A 19692-nucleotide genomic window follows, 5' to 3' on the forward strand; every position below is an offset into this window, starting at 1 on the left:
AGGATTATAAATGTAATCAAAAACCCGGAATTTTATATGAACCTATCCCACTAATAATATTGTGCTGCAAAGCTTAAGTTGATTGAGAACTAAAAACCGAAAACCAAGGTTTTCAGACATCCTTTACGGCAAGAATTAATATTTTTTAGAATAGTGGGATAGGTTCATATTTTTTATGATACTCGGTATATGGAACGGATACTATCGTTGCCGATGCCAACGTTCCGAACATCTGAAATTCTTAGGGCTTGATTACTTGCAGAAAGTTGAACTGGCCAGCCTTTATAATTTACTTCTGGATAAAAATTCCAAACACCTTGATATATTACTAATGCGGTAGTTTGGTTAGCAGCACCACCTAGATCAGGTTGTGAAATGTCTGTAGCATACATTGCTCCACCATTAAAGTTAACATTGTCATAAAGTTCTACAGCAGCCATAATTTCCATCCTCCGAAAAAATTATTGAATATCAAGCTTCTTGTGTTTCTGACTTTTTGCTTTTCTATAAACCATAATAGTTTGAATTTTATCTATAGGAAATCTATATAACTAATATTTTTTCATATAAAGCTCATATAAAAACTCATCCTAATCTAAGTTCAAGCCTTATATTCCATATTTATTGCTTATGATAAAAAACACTTGGGTTAGCCAAATTTAGGATAATTTAATTGATACATTATCGAATGGCACTAAGAAAAACTGAAACACTTGTGTTTAAGGAGTTTGCAATTGCTTTCGTAATTCGTGCCGGGGTTTCGTCATCAAGGGGTAAATTTTTGGGCGACGTTTGCGGATTTGTGCTTCACTTATATCGGGGCGATGTCTGACGACAAGCCGCAAGAGAGCGGCAACGCCAAAGGCGAACGCGTCTACGCTCACAGTCTTGTGAGTAATAACTTTAAGTAAAGTACAATAAATTTGAAGACGTTTTGTTGAAGTTGCGGCTAACAATTCGGGAATAAAGTTATTTAAATGATGGCGAGTACCTTGCAATGATAGGCGTAACGGAGGACTACCGTAAGTAGTACCTGCCCACCGCACCATAAATATATGGATAGACCACAAAGCGATCGCTTTGTGCAAAATCTTGGTAAATTCCTGCAAGATTGGATAATTTATTTGTTGGAAGTCCCTAATACATCAAAAAATATTGCTCCAGGGTTGACGTTTCGGTGTTTCGCGCAGTCTGTAGGAACTTCCGCCTTCCCTGTAAGAGCTTCCGGCTTGACGTTTCGGTGTTTCGCGCAGGCTGTAGGAACTTCCGCCTTCCCTGTAAGAGCTTCCGTCTTGACGTTTCGGTGTTTCGCGCAGTCTGTAGCAACTTCCGGCTTGACGTTTCGGTGTTTCGCGCAGTCTGTAGCAACTTCCGTCTTCCCTGTAGGAACTTCCGCTTTTGCTGTAGCAATTTCTGCCTTAAATTTACTAAGTCTTGAGTGAGAAAAAAGTAAGAGCGGGTTGACTAGACTTCTTGCATGAATCAATGAGCTTTCACCCTAAATCCCTCTCCCAAAATTGGGAGAGGGACTTTGAAATTGGCTCCTCTTCTCCCAAAATTGAGAAAAGGGGGTTGGGGGATGTCGCAAGTTTGTGCAAGATGTCTATTCTACAGATTTCTCATACATCCAAATTTTTCATAAACTCGCCCTTAGTAAATAGCTATGAGTATCAGATGGCTGGGGGTACTCGTAAAAGCGATGTCTACGACGGGCTATGCCTACGCAAGCGTACTGTGCGCCAAGGTGTTGTTTTGACTACCAGCTAAGAGCAAAACTTTTATCAATACAGTTTACATAACAGTTAAAAAGATAAAGAGGATGAGGAAAATTAGGAAGATAGGGAATACAAAGATTTCACCCACTCCCATTCCTGCGTCAAACCCTCTTTTAGGGAGACTTGCGGTTGATATCCGAGAATTTTCTGGGCTTTAGATACATCAGCACCAGTGTGGCGCGCGTCTCCCATCGCTTTTTCTATGTGGTTTCTTTTGATTGGCTTCCCAACAATTTCTTCAATCGAATCTAAGACTTCTGCTAAAACCACGCTGCTACCACCACCGATATTAAAGATTTCTCCCACTGCTTGGGGTGCGGTAGCGGCGGCTAAATTAGCGGCGACAATATCACTAACAAACGTAAACTCCCGCGTTTGCTGGCCATCGCCGTAAATAGGAATCGCCTCATCGTGCAAAATGGATTGAAAAAACTTATGAAATGCCATATCTGGGCGCTGTTTGGGGCCATAAACTGTGAAATAGCGCAATGTCACACAGGGCACACCAAAGTTCTTGTAATACAGTTCACACAAAAATTCTGCTGCTAGCTTCGTAATACCGTAAGGAGAAACCGGTTGAGGACAAATTCTCTCGTGGGTAGGCAATGTTTCTGCATCACCATATACACTAGATGAAGAGGCAAACACTAATCTTTTTAGGTGTTTAGCATCTTTAGCTGCTTCCAGCAAAACTTGTGTAGCGTTAACATTTCGTTCTGTATAGCCTCGAAAAGCTTTACCCCAACTTGCTCTGACCCCTGCTTGTGCCGCTTGATGGTAAATTACATCAACATCTTTTAGGAGTTTTTGCCAATCTAAAAACTGCATATCTCCTTCAATTAATGCAAAACCAGGTAAACGATACAAGTGTGCAACATTGTTTCGCTTTAACATAGGATCGTAATAATCATTGAATTCATCAATCCCGATCACTTCGTTTCCTTGTTTTAGCAATGTTTCTGCAAGATGAGAACCAATAAAGCCTGCGACTCCAGTAACGATAATTTTAGCCATGTTGCTGATTTTTTATATCCTGATTAACCGCTATATTCACAAGTTAATAATTATAATCAAAAATTGATGATTAATTGAGGATTTTTTCATAGATACTTTTAGTTATATCAGCAGAAAAGATAATTAAACTAATACACTTCGGCTGAAAATATGTTATTAACTTGATTTAGTAATTGCTAACAATAAAAATTAAAACTTTACTAATTAGTGAAATTTAATTTTTAGAATAAATGCAGTTGGAATTCAATAGCTAAAATAGGTCAGCAAATGGAATAATTAAAGTGATGCATAAATAAAACAACCCCACCCCGCCTGCCTACGGTGTATACACAAATCTGAAATAGTTTACTCACCTGGTTTTTCGCGTCAGTTTTACCCCACCCTAACCCTCCCCGATGCATTGGGGAGGGAATTAGATTCCTGTTTCCCCCCAATAAACCTACGGTGTACACACAAGTCCTTCTGACCCCCTCTAACTCCCCCTTGGCAAGGGGGAGAACCGGATATTTCCCCCATTGGCAAGGGGGAGAACCGGATATTTCCCCCATTGGCAAGGGGGGATTAAGGGGGGTAAATCCGGGGTTTGGGCTTTATTAGCAAGATGTGTGTACACCGTAGCCCAATAAACGGGGAGATTAAGGGGGGTAATTTGACTTGTGCGTACACCGGCCGAGGAGGGGCTGGGAGTGGGGTGTTAGGGGAATTTTGCAAGAGGTATACTAAATCATCAGAGACTTGCACAAGTGTGAGAATTGATGAAAAAATTGATCCGCGAGAGTCGAATCAGGTATTCTCATTTTGCAAGGGACGCACGAGGAAATCAGTGAAAGTTTTAGTTGTTGGTAATGGAGGGCGCGAACACGCTCTGACATGGAAACTGTTGCAATCTAAGCAAATTGAGCAAGTTATCTGTGTACCAGGAAATGGCGGCACGGCAAGTATGGAAGGTTGCCAGAACTTGCCTTTAGCAGTAGATGATTTTGAGGGCATGAGCCGATATGCTCTAGAACATGGCATAACTCTGGTAATAGTTGGGCCAGAAGTCCCCCTATCTAAGGGAATCACAGATTACCTCCAAGAAAAAGGATTGATGGTATTTGGCCCAGTCAGAGCGGGAGCGCAAATTGAGGCGAGTAAAGCTTGGGCAAAAGCCCTGATGCAAGAAGCAGGGATTCCGACGGCACGGGCTGCGGTATTTACGGAGGCTGCGGCAGCAAAATTTTACGTTAAATCTCAGGGAGCGCCAATTGTTGTTAAAGCTGATGGCTTGGCGGCTGGTAAGGGTGTAACGGTAGCTGAAACAGTTGCACAGGCAGAAAGTGCCGTTGATGCAATTTTTCAAGGACAATTTGGCAGTGCTGGTAAATTTGTCGTCATTGAAGAATGTTTGATTGGGCAAGAGGTATCAGTTTTAGCGTTGACCGATGGGGTAACAATTAGACCCTTGTTGCCAGCTCAAGATCATAAGCGAATTGGTGACGGCGATACAGGAGAAAATACTGGCGGAATGGGAGCATACAGCCCCGCACCCATTGCTACACCAGAGTTGATGGCACGCATTCAAACAGAAGTATTAGAAAGAGCGATCGCCACCTTACGAGCTAAAAGCATTGATTACCGAGGGGTGCTGTATGCTGGGTTAATGATTGCACCCGATGGCGACTTGAAGGTTTTGGAATTTAACTGTCGCTTTGGCGATCCCGAAACCCAAGTGATTTTGCCACTGTTAGAAACACCCCTAGAAGAGTTGATTCTAGCCTGTGTACAGCAGCGCTTAAGTGAATTGCCGCCCATTGCTTGGAAAGGAGGAGCATCTGCCACTGTCGTTGCCGCTTCCGGTGGTTATCCAGGAGAATATCAGAAGGGCCAGGTGATTACTGGCATTGAAGAGGCAGAAGCAACAGGAGCAACTGTATTTCATGCAGGTACAAAGTTGAACCAGCAACAAGAAATAGTCACAGATGGAGGTCGAGTATTAAATGTGACTGGAATCGGAGAAAATTTTGAGCAAGCGATCGCCCAAGCCTACGCTAGTATCAAACATATTCAGTTTCAGGGGATGTATTACCGGAGAGATATTGGGCATAGAGTTAGGAGTTAGGAGTTTGGAGTTATTCACTATGCCCAATGCCCAATGCCCAATGCCCCATTCCCTTTTTCCCTAACATATTTGTCAAATTAACTGTTAATTTTTTAGTTGTTGGGCTTTATAAAAAGACTACTAACAACTTTATTTAAGATGCTAACTCTGTTAAAAACAATTCGACATGCGATCGCAAGTTGGTGGTCGGAGTTCACCCTCCAGACTAAACTGCTGGCTGTGGCCACAATGGTAGTTTCATTGGTGATGAGTGGTTTGACCTTCTGGGCTGTAAATACAATTCAGCAGGATGCGCGGATGAATGACACCCGCTTTGGTCGTGATTTAGGGCTGCTGCTTGCTGCCAACGTTGCCCCCTTGATCGCGGACAATAATCTCACAGAGGTTGCCCAATTTTCCCAACGCTTCTATAGCAGCACCTCTAGCGTGCGTTATATGCTTTATGCCGATGAAAACGGGGAAATCTTTTTTGGCATTCCTTTTTGGGAAGCTGAGGTAGAAAACTCCCTTACTATTAAACGGCGGATACAACTGCCAGAAGATTACCCAGGTGATGGGGAAAAGCCGATGGTGCGGCAACACACAACCCCAGATGGGATAGTTACCGATGTATTTATTCCCCTGATTGTCAATAAAAAATACTTAGGTGTATTAGCGATCGGGATCAACCCCAATCAGACCGCTGTTATCTCCACCAATTTTACCCGCGATGTCACCATTGCCGTTTTTATCACAATTTGGGTAATGGTGATTTTGGCAGGAGTGATTAACGCCTTGACCATCACCAAGCCCATTAAAGAACTACTAGTTGGGGTGAAGCAAATTACTACCGGGAATTTTAAGCAGCGGATTAATTTACCTTTAGGCGGCGAACTAGGGGAATTAATTTTAAGCTTTAATGAGATGGCAGAGCGATTAGAGCGCTATGAAGAACAGAATATTGAAGAACTGACCGCAGAAAAAGCCAAGCTAGAAACCCTAGTTTCCACGATCGCAGATGGTGCCGTGTTGATTGATAACAACATGCAGGTGATTTTAGTCAACCCCACAGCAGAGCGAATTTTTGGCTGGGAAGCCGCTAATGTCGTAGGTTGCAATGTCTTACATCACTTGCCAGCATCAGTACAAATCGAAATCACCCGTCCTTTGTACGAAATGGCAGCAGGCGAATGCGAAAGCGCCGAATTCCGAATTTTTATTAACCAACCCATCCCACGAACGATCCGCATTCTCTTGACTACAGTACTCAACCTGCAAAGGGAAAGCATCAAAGGTATTGCGATTACTATTCAAGATATAACCCGTGAGGTCGAACTAAACGATGCAAAAAGTCAATTTATCAGCAACGTTTCTCACGAACTGCGAACGCCTCTATTCAACATTAAAACTTATATTGAAACCCTGCACGACTACGGCGAAGACTTAGCTTTACAAGAACGGCAAGAGTTTCTGCAAACAGTCAACCATGAAACCGATCGCCTAACCCGCCTAGTTAACGATGTTTTGGACTTGTCAAAACTCGAATCTGGTCGCAGCTACAGCTTCGATGGCGTAGATTTAGCCCAAGCGATCGAGCAAACCCTGCGTACTTACCAACTCAATGCAAAAGATAAAGGTGTTGAACTGGTTCAGGAAGTTGACCCTAATTTGCCGCTAGTATTAGGTAATTACGATCTGTTAGTACAAGTGTTTGGCAACCTGATTGGTAATGCCCTTAAATTCACCAAAGCCGGTGGTCAAGTAGCAATCCGCGCCTACCAACTAGATTTCAAACCCAGTCACACCGAATCTGCACCAGTGCGGATTGAAATTTCCGATACTGGAATTGGCATCGCCACAGAAGATCAACACTCAATTTTTGAACGCTTCTTCCGCGTAGAAAACCGAGTTCACACCCTAGAAGGCACAGGTTTAGGTTTATCGATTGTTAGAAATATCATCGACAGACATCGTAGTAAAGTCCATCTAGTCAGTGAAGTCGGCATTGGCACCACTTTTTGGTTCGACTTAGCTACCTTTGAAGAAAAAGCGCCACTGATACAAGTTGAACCTATTGCAGAAGCATCCAAAATCACCACAGTTTGAAAATTGCGGAAGCATCCAAAATCATCACAGCCTGAAGATTAGACCTCTTGCACAAATGCAAAATTCGCCCTCATCCCCCAACCCCTTCTCCCAAAATTGGGAGAAGGGGAGCCAAATTCAAAGTCCCTCTCCCAAGCTTGGGAGAGGGATTTAGGGTGAGGGCTTTTGATTCATGCAAGCAGTCTATTAGGGATTGGGCATGGTTTGTTATTTTTGACCATTCCCTCAATACGAGCAAGAAATTCAAATAGCCGATAATTCAGATGCATGAACCCGGATTTTTTTGATACATCATCAATTCCAATTTAGCTGGGGAGACAATTTAAATATAAAATCGTAACTATTTAGGTCTGTATTAGACTCAACACAGAAGCGTTATATTCCCCACTCCCTAGAAAACCCAAATCAAGACCTTAATATCACAAACAACAAACAGACCAATAATAAACCTAATAGCAACAGCAAAGCCTGATTGCGTTTGACCCAACTTTTCACAGTTACAGCAAAACTGTTAGTGTAACGCTGCTGTTCCAACTCTAACTTTGTCTCTTCAATATTTTGGTAGAGGGTACAGTCTTTGGCGTAGGGACGTTTAGGAAAATTGCAAGTATCATCAGCGTGATAGGTGCAGGTGTCGCACAGATACCCATCCCCAGCGGTGCGGTGCAATGGAATACCGGGATGACCGTAAGCTTTAAGTGTCGTCCGGCAATAGGGACAACTAATAGCTTGACTATCAACAAGTTGATGGCAGTGGGGACAAGATACAGTAGCCAAAACCTTTAGCGCAAATAGGTAAACACTTTGATTCTAGCCATTTACAGGGATAATGGGGAAATACATATTTAGCCTGTTAATTTTGAATATGGCTAGCTCTCAAAATTGGTTACTTTATCAGCAGAAGTACTAATTTTCTGATGGCCTTTTATATTTTTTAAGTGATTTATATCACTCAACATAATTAAGGTTATGCCATAATCTAGCAAATATCAGGTTTTGTCCCAAGCCCAATAATTATTTAGAGGTAGAAAAATATTGCCTTTTAATCCTGAGCTGTGCCGTAACGAAAGCGAAGTTGAAAGCAAACTCATAGTGCAATATTTGCTACCACAGCTAGGTTATACTCCTGACACCTGGCATCAAGAAGTTGCCGTTGGTAGCATCCGCTTAGATTTCTTAGCATTTGCCGCACAAGTGATTCCCTTTGTCTTAGATGCCAACTCACCACTGAGTGTCGTCATGGAGGCAAAACATCCCAAACAAAATTTAAATAATCATCTCCCCCGACTCAGGCATTATTTAACCAGCTTAAATGTCAGGTATGGATTGCTGACTAATGGCAAAGAGATTAGAATTTATCAAAAATCGCAATATGATATTCAGCTATTATTTCAATGTTCTGGGAAGGAAGTTGAGATCAAGTTAGATGAAATTAAATTTTTTATTGGTAGAGATAGCCTGAAAGAAGGACAGTTAGTAAATAAACCAGAAGTTCAAATAGAAAATAATTTAAATTTGGAAATCAAGAGGCAACATTTAATGAAAACGATTGCAATTTATCACAATAAAGGCGGCGTTGGCAAGACTACTGTTGCAGTCAATCTTGCAGCAGCATTGAGTAAAAAAGGTAAAAGAGTACTTTTGATTGATATAGATTCCCAGGCAAATACTACTTTTGCTACAGGATTAATCAAATTTCAATTTGAAGAAGATGATAACTTAAGAGAGCGAAACGTATATCATTTATTAGAATCAGGAGATTTTAACTTTATTCCAGAAGTAGTGCGTACATCTGATTATTTCAACAATCCAGAAATTGATGTTATTCCTTCACATATTACATTAATTGAATATCAAGATAAACTGAATAAAATATTAGCTAGTAGGAGCAGACTAGTAACAAAACTAAAAAGGGTAGAAAATAACTATGATATTGTAATTATTGATACTCCTCCTTCTAGAGATTTGTATGCTGAAGTTGCACTGATTGCTAGTGATTACCTGATAATTCCATCCGATTTGAAACCATTTGCTAACCAAGGTTTACCAACGGTCAAAAATTTTGTTAATCAAATTAATGAATCCAGAGAAATTATGGGTAAACCACCCATTAATATAATGGGGGTTCTTGCTTCTAAAATATCAACAAATGCTAAATTTTTACAATACAATTTTACTAAACAGAGAGAAGTAATTTCAGAGCGCTATCAACTGCCACTTATGGAAGCTGTAATTTATGACAGAACAGCATTATCAGAGTGTATGAATCAGACTATCTCAGTTGGAGATTTAGAATATCCTGACCCTAAGTCTGTTATTAAATTTGCCGAATTAAAAACTTCTGCTCAAATTTCTGCTGAGGAATTTAATGTATTAGCAGATGAAGTTATCCGAAAAATGGGAGTTTATTAATGATTAATTTTTCTTTGGTGGATGTAGAAAGTATTGCTTCTAATGAACCTCGTTCAAATTTTGCAGAAGCTGATTTAGAGAACCTTGCAGACATAATTATAGAAACAGGAGGAATTATCAGACCATTAGTTCTGAAGGTAACAGGGGTAGAAAGCTATACGGTAGTTGATGGACATTTTGAATATTATGCTGCTGTCAGGGCAAGAGAAAAAAATCCTCGACAAGGTGAAATGGTTAATGCTTGTGTCATTGCCCCAAAAGTAGAGGATTTAGTAGAAAAGCAAGTTGTATCTCTCAAAGGAATTGATTCTTCTACCAAACCAGTAATACCAAAGCCTGAAACAACAAAATTAGAACCACGTTTAGCAAATTTAGAATTACGTCTTGAGAAGCAATTTAATGAGTTTAAGTCAGAATTTATACAAGAAAGACAGAGAATAGATAGTCAGTTCAAGCAACTTGAGAACCTTATTCCCCAAAAGGGTGAACAGAGTAATCCGCTTACTTTATTGAACACTTTAGATAAAGACGAGTTATCTATAAAGTTACAACGCTCTAGGATTTCTGGGGCGGAAAAACTTGCGAAAGCTATAGAAGATGCTCGACATAAGAAGCCAAAGCAAGAGTTTGAAGATTATCGTGATGTAGTACAATCTGTTAAGAACTTGGGTGATAAAACAATTTTGACTATTATTGATGAGTGGTCAAGAACTTAGTACTTAGCTAGTAGGTTGGGTTGAACGAAGTGAAACCCAACAATTAACACTTAATGTTGGGTTTCGTTCCTCAACCCAACCTACACAGCTTTTCCAAATAACGTCAAAAGTCAGTTGCACAATATGTCAATTTCTAACCCTGCATCTGTCGTAGTGCATTAAATGCCTTACCTCGCCAGCCAACTGGTAACAACGATAATCCTAAACCAGTCCAAGCTTTAGCAGTCGAAAAAGATTGTCCTGCTAAAACTAGCTCTCTGCCTTTCTGCGTTTCACCCTTTTCAATTAAACGCAAACCTAATAATAATTGCGTTTCAGTTAAACGATTTTTTCTGACTTTCTCTAATTTTTCAGACTCAAACTTATAACTTTCTAAATACTGAATTTTATCAAACAAATAAGGAATAGCTCGATTAATACCTTGCTGCTCTGCATGAGAGCGGTATTCCATCAATAATTCTGGTAAGTAATAGCCTTTTTTTCCAGCCAAAGCCAGACGCACAAATAAATCATTATCCTCACAATTTTGCAGATTTGGCTGCATATATCCTAATTCTTGCAATGTTTTACGGCGAAATAATGTCGCCCCAACTTGAAAACTTTGCTGAATAAATGCAACTTCCAACAAATTATTTACAACACCTGCGGGTAAATTCTTCCTACCCCAGCGATGAGAATTTTCTTGAGTTTTTGCCTCATCTCGCACATTGTTAATATCAATTATCCAATGGTCTGTACCAACAAAATCAATGCTAGAGTCTTCAGCAAGAATAGCTGCTGTACTTGCGATAAAATCGGGTGTTAGCCTGTCGTCATCATCAAATTTAATAAAATATTCACCACTGGCAGCATCAAAGCCAGAGCGCATATTATTACTTTTACCAATATTTTGCTGATGACGGATATATTTAATCCGGTTGTCTGTGTACTGTGACATCAATTCAGGCGTACCATCGCTAGAACCGTCATCACAAATAATTAGCTCAAAGTCTTGCTCAGATTGGTTAAGTACACTGTCAATTGCGAAAGGCAGTAAATTAACTCGATTAAACGTGGGAATGGAAACACTAACTTTAGGCATTTTTGCAAGATGAGAGTGGACATTGCTCACTAACTAAACGCTTAATGAGCAAGGCTGGGCAAAAGCTAAGTGTAGGAAATAGTTTGATTAATTTTATTCAAAAGTTTTTTGATAAATCGATTGCTTCTAGCCGCTATGGTGGGTGGCTTTAATCGCTTCGGTTTTTTCTCTGGTTGCTTCAGAAAGCGATAGTGTAAAAATTCATTTTTGTAACGAATATCAACATCTTCACCTTTACACAAGCGGGCAAATCCAATAGCAGAATAGCCCATATAGTGAAGGCGATGAATTGGTTTTAATCCCTGTTGATTATAAAGAACATTATCAATATTCACAAATGGATTTGCATTAGCACAGTTGCCAGTTCTATCTTCGCCATCGGGACTGAGTGTAAAGTTAAATAGTGGTCGCGCAATTCTGAAAGTCATGTAACTAAATAAATCTGCGTCACACCACCAAGCGATTTCGTTAATCCATTCGACTTCTTTATCTTCTATCAATCGCTTTTTGAGTATTTTTAATTCTTCAATGCCTAAAATACCCTTTTTTGAACCAAAAAAACTAGAACAGTGTATTTCTCGTCTGATTTCAGATTCAGGCAAAGACATTTTTTGTTCTAACTTTGGCAAGTTGAAAGCTGCAACTGAAGTTTGTTTTGCGTGTTCCCAGTCATCAAACACAAAGTCGTATTGGTCTAGTTTTTCTAATACCTTATCCAGCTTATTCATTGCCAAACTATCAGCATCATAAAATACAAATCTTTCAAACTCTCCATCAAAAACAGACATTTTTCTGATTAAATTATTTTTTTTGTTCCATTCGATAGAATTTTTCTTTTTTCGGCTATTTCTTGGATAAGCGTTCCAAACTTGAATGGCAAAATCCTCCCATTTTTTGATCGAGCTTTTATCGTCAAACAGGGTGACATTAGGTCGAGAACGTATTTCCTGCTTAACTCGGTTTAAGCGGTCATCATAGGGAATAATACAAATAGGAATATCTGAACTAACATTCACCTCAATGCTGTTTAGCAAAGCTACTAGTTGGTCAAATACCACGTCATTAGCAAGTGTATAAATCCCAAAATTATCCATTGTAATAAATTATTTTGATCTTTGATTTACTGAGTAAAGCCAATTCTCTGTGAAGCTGCACATCATTTCGACCCCTCCCAACCTTCCCGAACTTGCGGGAAGTGCCGCAGATGGTGGGGTTATTTCTACACATCTTTATACAGAATTGGTCTAATGCGAATAATACGATCGCTATTTTTTGACCTATTATTCTCAAATAATAATATACACATTTTTAACTTTATGCTGAAAATAAGGAGCAAGCTATTTTGGTTAGTTTGGATGATACTAACATTACCCACCTACTTAGAAGTGCCTAAAACCTAGCTGTTAAACAATTGCCTCCTAGAGAATAATCTCAGCAACCCGGCGGTTCCCACACCCCAAGCACCATTAACTAATAAACCTGTGACTATTCCCACAACTTTCCAACCGCCAGCGATGGGTTGACCCTTGAGTGGTGCAACCACAAACCAAGCCACTAGCGTCGGAGCAATTGCACCAAATACTAAGGCTGCTAACCAATAGTTTTTATCATGTCGAAAACGAGGTGCAATTACTACCCAAGTCAGTCCCCAAATGCCTCCCCAGAAAGCATTTGACCAAATTTGCGGGATTCCTAATGGTTGTGTTGGTGCAGTTGAATAAGGGGTGCGAGGTGTAAAATTCACTGCATATAGCAGCGCCAACATACCTTGATGAAATAGCAAAACAGACACAAAGCCTGCAATAAATCCTAATGCAAATCGAGATAAGGCAGCTTTTTGAGTCATTGCTTATACAAAAAGGTACTTAAGTACTCTACCAAATATATGACAAGTGGAAAAGCCAATCTTGCCGATTGAGAAGTAGATACCTGACATAAACCTGAATTTTTCATTCATCCAAAGCATTTCCGATCAACCAAGCGCCTGCTGCGATCGCACTCAACAAAATCGCCAACGTTAGGGATGTAATCTCCCCACTCTTAGCCAACATAGCACTCAACAGAATCGAAGAAGTAACGGACGGAATGTTTAAGGGTAGAGATAACCAAATCACTTGCTTAAGGTACGCAGATGATTTAGTCTTCATCTGCAAAACCATCCACCGCCATTGCCACCAGCACCAGCCTATCCACAGAGAAGCTCGTGTAGCTCGAAATCGCAATGATGCGAAACTAGAAATCGACTAGGATCTGTATGCGGTGAAAGCCGCACGTACAGTTCTGAAGGAGAGGTGTCCCGTGGTAACACGGGCATCGACTCTAACTGGGGTGCGCGAAGCGTCAGAAATCTTGCTCTGTGGGGATGTAGAAACCCCGCCCACGGGCGTAGTAGGGCGGGGTAGTTCATTACAGAGTTTTAGCTTTAACCCAACCGTATTGAGTTATATCTAAACAAGGGATTGTTTGAACTTTGCCAATGCTGTTAGAATGCATCAATGTCAAAAAAGCAACATTTCTTAAACAAAAAACCCGGTTGGTCTTTGGATGAGCGAGATCCAAAGTTCATAGAATCTCTGATGCCGCTGTTTGGCTTTTTGTATCAGTACTATTTCCAAGTTCAAACTAGTGGCTGGGATAATATTCCACCCCAAGAAAAAGTCTTACTTGTTGGTTCGCACAATGGGGGACTCGCGGCCCCTGATATGTCAATGATGATGTACGACTGGTTCCGAAGATTTGGTGTAGAGAAACCAGTTTATGGTTTGATGCATCCCAAGGTTTGGCAAGTTAGCCCGCCACTAGCGCAACTGGTCGCTAAGGCTGGAGCAATCTTCGCTCATCCAAAAATGGCTTACACTGCCTTACGCTCTGGAGCGAGTCTACTAGTTTATCCCGGTGGAGCCGAAGATCTCTTCCGACCGAATTATTTACGTAACAAAATCTACTTGGCGGGGCGACAAGGATTTATCAAGTTAGCGTTACGGGAAAATGTGCCGATTGTGCCTATGATTTCCTGGGGCGCTCACGATACACTCATTATAATTGCTGACTGCTACAAAGTTGTGCAGCAACTCCATGAGTGGGGAATGCCTTGGCTATTAGGTATCGATCCAGAAGTTTTTCCAATCTATCTCGGACTGCCTTGGGGATTAGCAATTGGCCCGTTGCCCAATATTCCATTGCCAGTGCCCATCTACACGCGGGTTTGTCCGCCAATTGTATTTGAACGCTACGGCCCTGAAGCAGCTAGCGATCGCTACTATATCAATGAATGTTATGAATTAGTTGTTAGTCAAATGCAGCAAGAGTTAGATAACTTAGTACAGCTAACTGCTAAGAACAATTCTCTTTGAATAGTTATGAGTTAGAAGTTTTGAATCTTTAATTTATCACTCTTAACTCATAACTCCTAACTGTTTTCCTAGCCGCCGCTGACTGGTGGAATCAACACAACCTCATCCCCATCTTGTAGTAGGGTATCTGGTTCGACAAATATCAAATTAATCCCAAAACGGGTTATATCACGCCATTGTGAGAGTTCAGGGTGTTCAGCTATGAGGCGATCGCATACTGCTTTGACTGGCATACTATTAGGAAATTCCAGCACTAGTTCCGAAACCCTAAAGGCTTCTTGATAAGCAGCGAACAATTTGACGGTAACGGTGATTACAGATTTAGACATAGAACATACTTTGGCAGTACGAGCAAGAGTTTTAATATTGCCAATAATGTAAACAAATGTTAAAGATAACTTATGTATGTTTTGCTTCGCCGCCCCTTGTGCGTGAAACAAATCTAAGTATACGCTGTTAAGACTTGCTCTAAGCGTACTCCTACGCAGAAGCAAGCTACGCGGTAGCATCTCTAAGAGTTGCCATGCCGTTGGCGTACTCTTGCAAGTGTCGCAGACAAGCCTCTCGTACCACTTTGTGGAAGCAAGAACTACGCGTAGCGTCTCCCTTTGTGAGAAGAGAAGGCTTTACGGTGCGCTATCGTCAATCTAAAATTGCAAATCTAAAATCCCAAATTGTTTGACTATTCAGCATTGAGGATTTTTGGTACTTTAAAAAATTCACCTTCCTGTTCAGGTGCACTGTTGAGAATACTTTCCCGGTCAGGATAGGGTTGCAATTCATCCTCTCGTGTGATATTGCTGACATCAATTGCGCGTGTTGTTGGCAGCACATTACTAACATCAAGTTCATTCAATTGTTCGATATAGTCCAGAATACTTCCCAACTGGGTAGTGAATTGTTCCTCTTCTTCTGGAGTCAATTCTAAACGAGCAAGATTAGCTACTTTGTGAACTTGTTCTTGGTCAATCATCTTTTTTTAGTTAGGAGTTAGAGACGCGATTAATCGTGTCTGTACAGAAGTGAGGAGTAGAGACGCGATTAATTATCGCGTCTGCACAGGAGTTAGGATTGATTGATTAATAATTCCTAACTCATCACTTTTAGAAGAATACGTCAATTTGCGATCGCTTGGTGGTTTTCAGCCAGTTTTGGGCTTCGACGTAGTTATTGGGAGCCATGCGAATAGCACGAATCCAATAGTCTGCTGCTTGGTCAAAAAGCGCTTCGCCAGCCTCGTTATCTCCAGCTTCTTTCTGCTTTTCACCTTGGTAGTGATAAATCACAGCGATGTTGTTCAAGGCTTGGGGCATACGTGGGTTTAACTCAATTCCCTTGTGATATAGTTCTAAAGCCTTATCGTGGTCGCCATTGCTGGCATAAATTAGCCCCATATTGTAGAAAATATAGCCGCGATCGTTGGTATCTTCCTCTAGTGTTAGAGCTTCTTCATAGTATTCCAACGCCTCAGCATATTCCCCTTCCGCTTGGGCCGACATACCATCTCGATAATAAACAAACGCTTCTTTAGCTTTTTTGTTGGTTGGCAGGATCTTTAGAATGATATCCGCCATCACAGTAAAGGATTTGTCAATAAAATTATCGTTTTTTTGTGTTCTTGGCATATTTCTCTCTGGATATTGGGCATTGGGGCATTGGGCATGGGGCATTGGGCATTGGGCAGAGACAATGGAGGTAAACTTGTTCCCCTTGTCCCCCTATTCCCCTGCCCCTCATCTCTCTCATCTCCCCAATCCCCTAGTTCACTCAATAGTTAATTTAACTGATTTGCGGGGGCATTCTTCTCGCTGAGGGGTACGATACATTCTGAACTATTATGTCGAGAGTTGTTTACCAAGGTGCTAACTGGATATGCAATCATTGCTGGCGCTGGATAGGGACGCAATAGCTGCTGTAGGGTTTGGGCCGTTTCCACTTGGGAATCTAGCCATAAATCGTAATCTTCTGGCTCCAGAATCACTGGCATCCGCTCGTGGATGGGTTGGAGTAATTCGTTAGCTGCCGTTGTCAAAATTGTACAAGAGATTATTTCTTCGTTAGCAGGCGTTCCCGCTTCGGGTTGCCGGAGGCATCGCCATCTCTCCCACAAACCTGCAAAACCGAAGGGTTGCCCATCTTGAAGACGAAAATAAAATGGCTGCTTCTTACCTTGTTGGCGTTGCCACTCATAAAAGCCATCAGCTAGCACTAAACAGCGTCTGTGCTTAAAAGCCGAACGAAAAGCAGGTTTTTCGGCAACAGTTTCTGCCCTAGCATTAATCAGCTTTGCCCCCATTCCTGCATCTTTCGCCCATGACGGAATTAATCCCCAATGCAAATGCTTAAATTCCCGATTTTCGCTTTCGGGATTTTGTAACACTGTCGCCACCATTTGCGTAGGTGCAATGTTATATTCGGCTGCTAAATCAGGAACTGACTCGATATGGAAAACTTCAGATAATCCTGCTGCCGACTGGTTTAGAGTAAATCTTCCACACATAGTTTTATTTTCGACCATTAACTAAATTAAACATCTCAATCTAGAAATAAATAATATTTTTTTTTATTTTATCGAATAATTTTCTGTAGTACGTTCAGATACTAAATACAAAAAAAATATCCGGTTTTGGGAAAATCTTTTGGTAAGATATTGTATTTTGAACCCTCACTTATCAACATATTACTAACTGTATTTTAACATGGAACTACTGCATCTGTACGATTTTTTACCTTCTGGTCATGGTTATAAGATACGTCTTTTATTGACACAACTAGGTATGCCTTTTAAGAGGATAGAGCTTAACATCTTAAAAGGTGAGACTCGAACACCAGAATTTTTAAGTAAAAATCCTAACGGTAAGATACCTGTTCTAGAAATCGAGCCAGGGAAATATTTAGCAGAATCAAATGCCATATTGGTTTATCTGAGTGAAGGTACAGAGTTTTTACCTTATGACCGCTTTTTACGAGCGCAGGTGCTGCAATGGTTATGTTTTGAACAATATAGCCATGAGCCTTTTATTGCTACATCAAGATTTTGGATTTCTATTTTAGGTAAAACTAAAGAATATAGTGAAGCTATCAAACAAAAACGTGAACCAGGCTATGCAGCACTTAACTTGATGGATAAACACTTAACTTCTCAAGATTTTTTTGTGGGAGAACGTTATACGATTGCTGATATTGCCTTGTTCGCTTACACTCATGTAGCTGATGAAAGTGGGTTTGATTTAACACAATATCCTGCTATCCAAGCTTGGATAGAAAAAGTCAAAACTCAACCCAGGTATATCAGTATTACAGAGGCATAAAAATTAGATTTTGCAAGTTTATATCTCTCGTTTATTGTCTATAGTAGAGAATGTCCTGGGTGGAATGTAGCTCACATTCAGAAGGCAGCAAAATCTTCAAAAAAGATATTATTAAGCAGCAGTTAGGTATTCGGATCAATTTCCATCAGCTTTTGCCGAGAGGAGAAACCTGACTTAATTCTGATATGAGACTTGGGTACATCAAATTTATCTGCTAGTAGTTTAATTAACTCTTCATTAGCCTTACCATCAACTGGGGGCGATTTTAAATAAACAGTTAGACTGCCATCAGGTTGTTCTTCAATTTTTTGCTGTTTTGAATTAGGTTTAACCTTGACTTTTTTTTGCATAACCTATTCCGTGTAATTGTCGCAGCCACAACCAGCCTAAAACAGAACCCAATACATAATGAGGAAAATCCCACCAAACAAAAGTCGTACCAAGTAACAATTTACCTATCAAGGTGGCGCGAATTTGCTCTAGTAGTGGCGGATGCCAAAGTTGCAAGAATTCTAGTATACAGGTGATGACAAAAACCCATATAGGAATTTGGATTACCGCTGCCCGACTTCTGAAAAACCAAAATGCGAACAGACACCAAAATATTTCGTAAAATACAGCTGCTCCGTAATCATTAAACCAGTTATGGGCAGGCCCATTATAATACTTAAACAAAAATCCTATCGGTACAACGATGAGTGCAGAAATAATAATAAATATTGTTTGGTTACGGTATCGAAGCATTTTCTATAGACTAGAGACTATGCAAGATTTTAGCAGCGGAATGACTATAAGTCTCGGCTGGGTACTAGGGAAGAAAATATAAGTAAGATTTGGTTGAGGTCTGAATCTCCATTCAAATTTTCAAGAGTCCACAATTTACGCGCTCTGGTTTGGCTTCAGTCCCCTTTCAATCCTACATGGGCTATTGCTCCAAATACAGATTTGGGATGTATTGATCTGGAGGAAGCAATATATGACTAAATATTCATATTTATCATCCTACAGCTTGGTGCATGAGTTTTTATCTGAAATTAGTACTTTTCTATTACTTTCGTTAGTACACAATCTCAAACATGTGTTTGAGATCGGCTTTTCTCCATCGACATTTGTTTAGATGGTTTTTGTGGGTATGCGTAGACTAGCAAAAACCGCAGAGATCGCTAATTTCCAAAAAAGTATATAAAATTTATGTAAAGCTCAAGTGTTATTAAGCATAAAAATCTTCTGGAGAGACATCAATTTAACTTATCTATTTAAAAATTATTTTTTTAATATATAAATGGTTTGTTGTAATAAAATACAATATTTTTTTAACAAAAATAAATGATATCGAAACCTAACTTAATGATAAACCCATCAAGCTAAAAAAACTGGCAACATTAACCAAATAAATCAGTAGATTTTAAAAAAGATTTAATTTAAGGTTTACAAACATATATCAATGTATTATGAATCGGATCTATTAAGTATTTTGAAGATTTAGTAAAGAAGTTTGTGTAACCTTGTGCCTCATGATAATTAAATAATTACAGCATGGATTCAAAAAGTTGGAAAAAAACCAAAATATTTGATCTAATTACTTAATCATTTGCGTAATCAATTTAATGGATTGTCAGGAAATAAATTATCTGATTTTTTAGGTATGTGTTTCGTTCGTAACCGAGGGCTGGCTTTTCGGATCAGCCCACAGGAAGTAATTGGATATTTTTTCTTGAGAAGCTCCTAACTAAATAGTTAATGTTTTTAACATAAAATTACGCAAATTACAAGTAATCTACATTTAACTGATAAATAGTTTTTTGATTGATGCTGAACTTACATATTTAGTGAGAAATTTAGGA

22 protein-coding genes are annotated in these 19692 nt (G+C 40.0%); 8 read left to right on the forward strand and 14 right to left on the reverse strand.

Annotated elements, in window-relative coordinates; all coding sequences use genetic code 11:
* Nucleotides 1-173: 173 nt before the first annotated feature.
* The 3 genes from V7L12_RS20100 to V7L12_RS20110 form a co-directional block, all read right to left on the reverse strand.
* On the reverse strand, nucleotides 174-440 hold the full coding sequence (locus V7L12_RS20100; protein ID WP_335086887.1) for a beta/gamma crystallin-related protein: 267 nt from the start codon (nucleotides 438-440) through the stop codon (nucleotides 174-176).
* Nucleotides 441-719: 279 nt separating this feature from the next.
* Entirely contained in the window at nucleotides 720-1109 is a 390-nt protein-coding gene (locus V7L12_RS20105) for a hypothetical protein (protein WP_335086889.1), read from the reverse strand.
* Nucleotides 1110-1120: 11 nt separating this feature from the next.
* Complete coding sequence (locus tag V7L12_RS20110) at nucleotides 1121-1486, reverse strand: hypothetical protein (RefSeq protein ID WP_335086891.1); 366 nt, start codon at nucleotides 1484-1486, stop codon at nucleotides 1121-1123.
* A 113-nt stretch (nucleotides 1487-1599) separates the two neighbouring features.
* Between V7L12_RS20110 and V7L12_RS20115 the strand changes: the two genes are divergently transcribed.
* Nucleotides 1600-1767, forward strand: a complete 168-nt coding sequence (locus V7L12_RS20115; protein ID WP_335086893.1) for a hypothetical protein — start codon at nucleotides 1600-1602, stop codon at nucleotides 1765-1767.
* Nucleotides 1768-1829: 62 nt separating this feature from the next.
* Here V7L12_RS20115 and V7L12_RS20120 read toward each other — a convergent pair whose 3' ends face one another.
* Entirely contained in the window at nucleotides 1830-2789 is a 960-nt protein-coding gene (locus tag V7L12_RS20120; protein ID WP_335086895.1) for an NAD-dependent epimerase/dehydratase family protein, read from the reverse strand.
* 823 nt (nucleotides 2790-3612) lie between these two features.
* Here V7L12_RS20120 and purD point away from each other — a divergent pair.
* Complete coding sequence (purD, locus tag V7L12_RS20125; RefSeq protein WP_335086897.1) at nucleotides 3613-4890, forward strand: phosphoribosylamine--glycine ligase; 1278 nt, start codon at nucleotides 3613-3615, stop codon at nucleotides 4888-4890.
* Between the two features lie 138 nt (nucleotides 4891-5028).
* Nucleotides 5029-6975, forward strand: coding sequence for a two-component system sensor histidine kinase NblS (nblS, locus tag V7L12_RS20130; protein WP_335086899.1), 1947 nt, complete (start codon nucleotides 5029-5031; stop codon nucleotides 6973-6975).
* Between the two features lie 405 nt (nucleotides 6976-7380).
* Here nblS and V7L12_RS20135 read toward each other — a convergent pair whose 3' ends face one another.
* Entirely contained in the window at nucleotides 7381-7752 is a 372-nt protein-coding gene (locus V7L12_RS20135; protein WP_335086900.1) for a zinc ribbon domain-containing protein, read from the reverse strand.
* Nucleotides 7753-8010: 258 nt separating this feature from the next.
* Between V7L12_RS20135 and V7L12_RS20140 the strand changes: the two genes are divergently transcribed.
* Nucleotides 8011-9387, forward strand: coding sequence for an AAA family ATPase (locus V7L12_RS20140; protein WP_335086902.1), 1377 nt, complete (start codon nucleotides 8011-8013; stop codon nucleotides 9385-9387).
* Entirely contained in the window at nucleotides 9387-10103 is a 717-nt protein-coding gene (locus tag V7L12_RS20145; RefSeq protein WP_335086904.1) for a ParB N-terminal domain-containing protein, read from the forward strand. The genes V7L12_RS20140 and V7L12_RS20145 overlap by 1 nt, the downstream gene beginning before the upstream one ends.
* Before the next feature lie 133 nt (nucleotides 10104-10236).
* Here the strand turns inward: V7L12_RS20145 and V7L12_RS20150 are convergent, their stop codons facing one another.
* From V7L12_RS20150 to V7L12_RS20160, 3 genes are all read right to left on the reverse strand, one after another.
* Complete coding sequence (locus V7L12_RS20150; protein ID WP_335086906.1) at nucleotides 10237-11184, reverse strand: glycosyltransferase family 2 protein; 948 nt, start codon at nucleotides 11182-11184, stop codon at nucleotides 10237-10239.
* A 65-nt stretch (nucleotides 11185-11249) separates the two neighbouring features.
* Complete coding sequence (locus V7L12_RS20155) at nucleotides 11250-12278, reverse strand: Npun_R2821/Npun_R2822 family protein (RefSeq protein WP_335086908.1); 1029 nt, start codon at nucleotides 12276-12278, stop codon at nucleotides 11250-11252.
* 302 nt (nucleotides 12279-12580) lie between these two features.
* Nucleotides 12581-13030 carry a hypothetical protein gene (locus V7L12_RS20160; protein WP_335086910.1) on the reverse strand — a complete coding sequence of 150 codons (450 nt, stop codon included), beginning with the start codon at nucleotides 13028-13030 and terminating at the stop codon, nucleotides 12581-12583.
* Between the two features lie 239 nt (nucleotides 13031-13269).
* Between V7L12_RS20160 and V7L12_RS33265 the strand changes: the two genes are divergently transcribed.
* Nucleotides 13270-13431, forward strand: a complete 162-nt coding sequence (locus tag V7L12_RS33265; RefSeq protein WP_442947900.1) for a hypothetical protein — start codon at nucleotides 13270-13272, stop codon at nucleotides 13429-13431.
* Between the two features lie 248 nt (nucleotides 13432-13679).
* On the forward strand, nucleotides 13680-14537 hold the full coding sequence (locus V7L12_RS20170) for a lysophospholipid acyltransferase family protein (RefSeq protein ID WP_335086914.1): 858 nt from the start codon (nucleotides 13680-13682) through the stop codon (nucleotides 14535-14537).
* Nucleotides 14538-14605: 68 nt separating this feature from the next.
* On the opposite strand, the gene V7L12_RS20175 is transcribed toward V7L12_RS20170, so the two are convergent.
* The 4 genes from V7L12_RS20175 to V7L12_RS20190 all read right to left on the reverse strand — a co-directional run bounded on the left by V7L12_RS20175 (nucleotide 14606) and on the right by V7L12_RS20190 (nucleotide 17037).
* Nucleotides 14606-14866: a MoaD/ThiS family protein gene (locus V7L12_RS20175; RefSeq protein WP_099103963.1), complete on the reverse strand. Its 261-nt coding sequence runs from the start codon at nucleotides 14864-14866 to the stop codon at nucleotides 14606-14608.
* Between the two features lie 353 nt (nucleotides 14867-15219).
* Nucleotides 15220-15510 (reverse strand): Asp-tRNA(Asn)/Glu-tRNA(Gln) amidotransferase subunit GatC, encoded by a 291-nt coding sequence (gene gatC / locus V7L12_RS20180; protein WP_292856937.1) that lies wholly within the window; start codon nucleotides 15508-15510, stop codon nucleotides 15220-15222.
* Between the two features lie 130 nt (nucleotides 15511-15640).
* A complete protein-coding gene (locus V7L12_RS20185; RefSeq protein ID WP_334822439.1) occupies nucleotides 15641-16162 on the reverse strand; it encodes a photosystem I assembly protein Ycf3 in 522 nt (173 codons plus the stop codon).
* Between the two features lie 149 nt (nucleotides 16163-16311).
* Complete coding sequence (locus V7L12_RS20190) at nucleotides 16312-17037, reverse strand: SOS response-associated peptidase (protein WP_335087192.1); 726 nt, start codon at nucleotides 17035-17037, stop codon at nucleotides 16312-16314.
* 199 nt (nucleotides 17038-17236) lie between these two features.
* On the opposite strand from V7L12_RS20190, the gene V7L12_RS20195 reads away from it, so the two are divergent.
* Nucleotides 17237-17848 (forward strand): glutathione S-transferase family protein, encoded by a 612-nt coding sequence (locus V7L12_RS20195; RefSeq protein ID WP_334822443.1) that lies wholly within the window; start codon nucleotides 17237-17239, stop codon nucleotides 17846-17848.
* A gap of 122 nt (nucleotides 17849-17970) precedes the next feature.
* Here V7L12_RS20195 and V7L12_RS20200 read toward each other — a convergent pair whose 3' ends face one another.
* A complete protein-coding gene (locus tag V7L12_RS20200; RefSeq protein ID WP_322670473.1) occupies nucleotides 17971-18198 on the reverse strand; it encodes a DUF167 domain-containing protein in 228 nt (75 codons plus the stop codon).
* Complete coding sequence (locus V7L12_RS20205; RefSeq protein ID WP_335086916.1) at nucleotides 18176-18592, reverse strand: ribosomal maturation YjgA family protein; 417 nt, start codon at nucleotides 18590-18592, stop codon at nucleotides 18176-18178. The genes V7L12_RS20200 and V7L12_RS20205 overlap by 23 nt, the downstream gene beginning before the upstream one ends.
* Nucleotides 18593-19692: the final 1100 nt, after the last annotated feature.

The sequence above is a fragment of the Nostoc sp. genome (assembly GCF_036918245.1).
Taxonomy (GTDB): Bacteria; Cyanobacteriota; Cyanobacteriia; order Cyanobacteriales; family Nostocaceae; genus Nostoc.

What these genes read in the sequence shown, in the direction of transcription:
- V7L12_RS20100 (WP_335086887.1), bottom strand. Translation starts at nt 440, where the DNA reads ATGGCTGCTGTAGAACTTTATGACAATGTTAACTTTAATGGTGGAGCA.
- V7L12_RS20115 (WP_335086893.1), top strand. Translation starts at nt 1,600, where the DNA reads ATGTCTATTCTACAGATTTCTCATACATCCAAATTTTTCATAAACTCG.
- V7L12_RS20120 (WP_335086895.1), bottom strand. Translation starts at nt 2,789, where the DNA reads ATGGCTAAAATTATCGTTACTGGAGTCGCAGGCTTTATTGGTTCTCAT.
- nblS (WP_335086899.1), top strand. Translation starts at nt 5,029, where the DNA reads ATGCTAACTCTGTTAAAAACAATTCGACATGCGATCGCAAGTTGGTGG.
- V7L12_RS20145 (WP_335086904.1), top strand. Translation starts at nt 9,387, where the DNA reads ATGATTAATTTTTCTTTGGTGGATGTAGAAAGTATTGCTTCTAATGAA.
- V7L12_RS20150 (WP_335086906.1), bottom strand. Translation starts at nt 11,184, where the DNA reads ATGCCTAAAGTTAGTGTTTCCATTCCCACGTTTAATCGAGTTAATTTA.
- V7L12_RS20155 (WP_335086908.1), bottom strand. Translation starts at nt 12,278, where the DNA reads ATGGATAATTTTGGGATTTATACACTTGCTAATGACGTGGTATTTGAC.
- V7L12_RS20160 (WP_335086910.1), bottom strand. Translation starts at nt 13,030, where the DNA reads ATGACTCAAAAAGCTGCCTTATCTCGATTTGCATTAGGATTTATTGCA.
- V7L12_RS33265 (WP_442947900.1), top strand. Translation starts at nt 13,270, where the DNA reads ATGTTTAAGGGTAGAGATAACCAAATCACTTGCTTAAGGTACGCAGAT.
- V7L12_RS20170 (WP_335086914.1), top strand. Translation starts at nt 13,680, where the DNA reads ATGTCAAAAAAGCAACATTTCTTAAACAAAAAACCCGGTTGGTCTTTG.
- V7L12_RS20175 (WP_099103963.1), bottom strand. Translation starts at nt 14,866, where the DNA reads ATGTCTAAATCTGTAATCACCGTTACCGTCAAATTGTTCGCTGCTTAT.
- gatC (WP_292856937.1), bottom strand. Translation starts at nt 15,510, where the DNA reads ATGATTGACCAAGAACAAGTTCACAAAGTAGCTAATCTTGCTCGTTTA.
- V7L12_RS20185 (WP_334822439.1), bottom strand. Translation starts at nt 16,162, where the DNA reads ATGCCAAGAACACAAAAAAACGATAATTTTATTGACAAATCCTTTACT.
- V7L12_RS20190 (WP_335087192.1), bottom strand. Translation starts at nt 17,037, where the DNA reads ATGTGTGGAAGATTTACTCTAAACCAGTCGGCAGCAGGATTATCTGAA.
- V7L12_RS20195 (WP_334822443.1), top strand. Translation starts at nt 17,237, where the DNA reads ATGGAACTACTGCATCTGTACGATTTTTTACCTTCTGGTCATGGTTAT.
- V7L12_RS20200 (WP_322670473.1), bottom strand. Translation starts at nt 18,198, where the DNA reads ATGCAAAAAAAAGTCAAGGTTAAACCTAATTCAAAACAGCAAAAAATT.
- V7L12_RS20205 (WP_335086916.1), bottom strand. Translation starts at nt 18,592, where the DNA reads ATGCTTCGATACCGTAACCAAACAATATTTATTATTATTTCTGCACTC.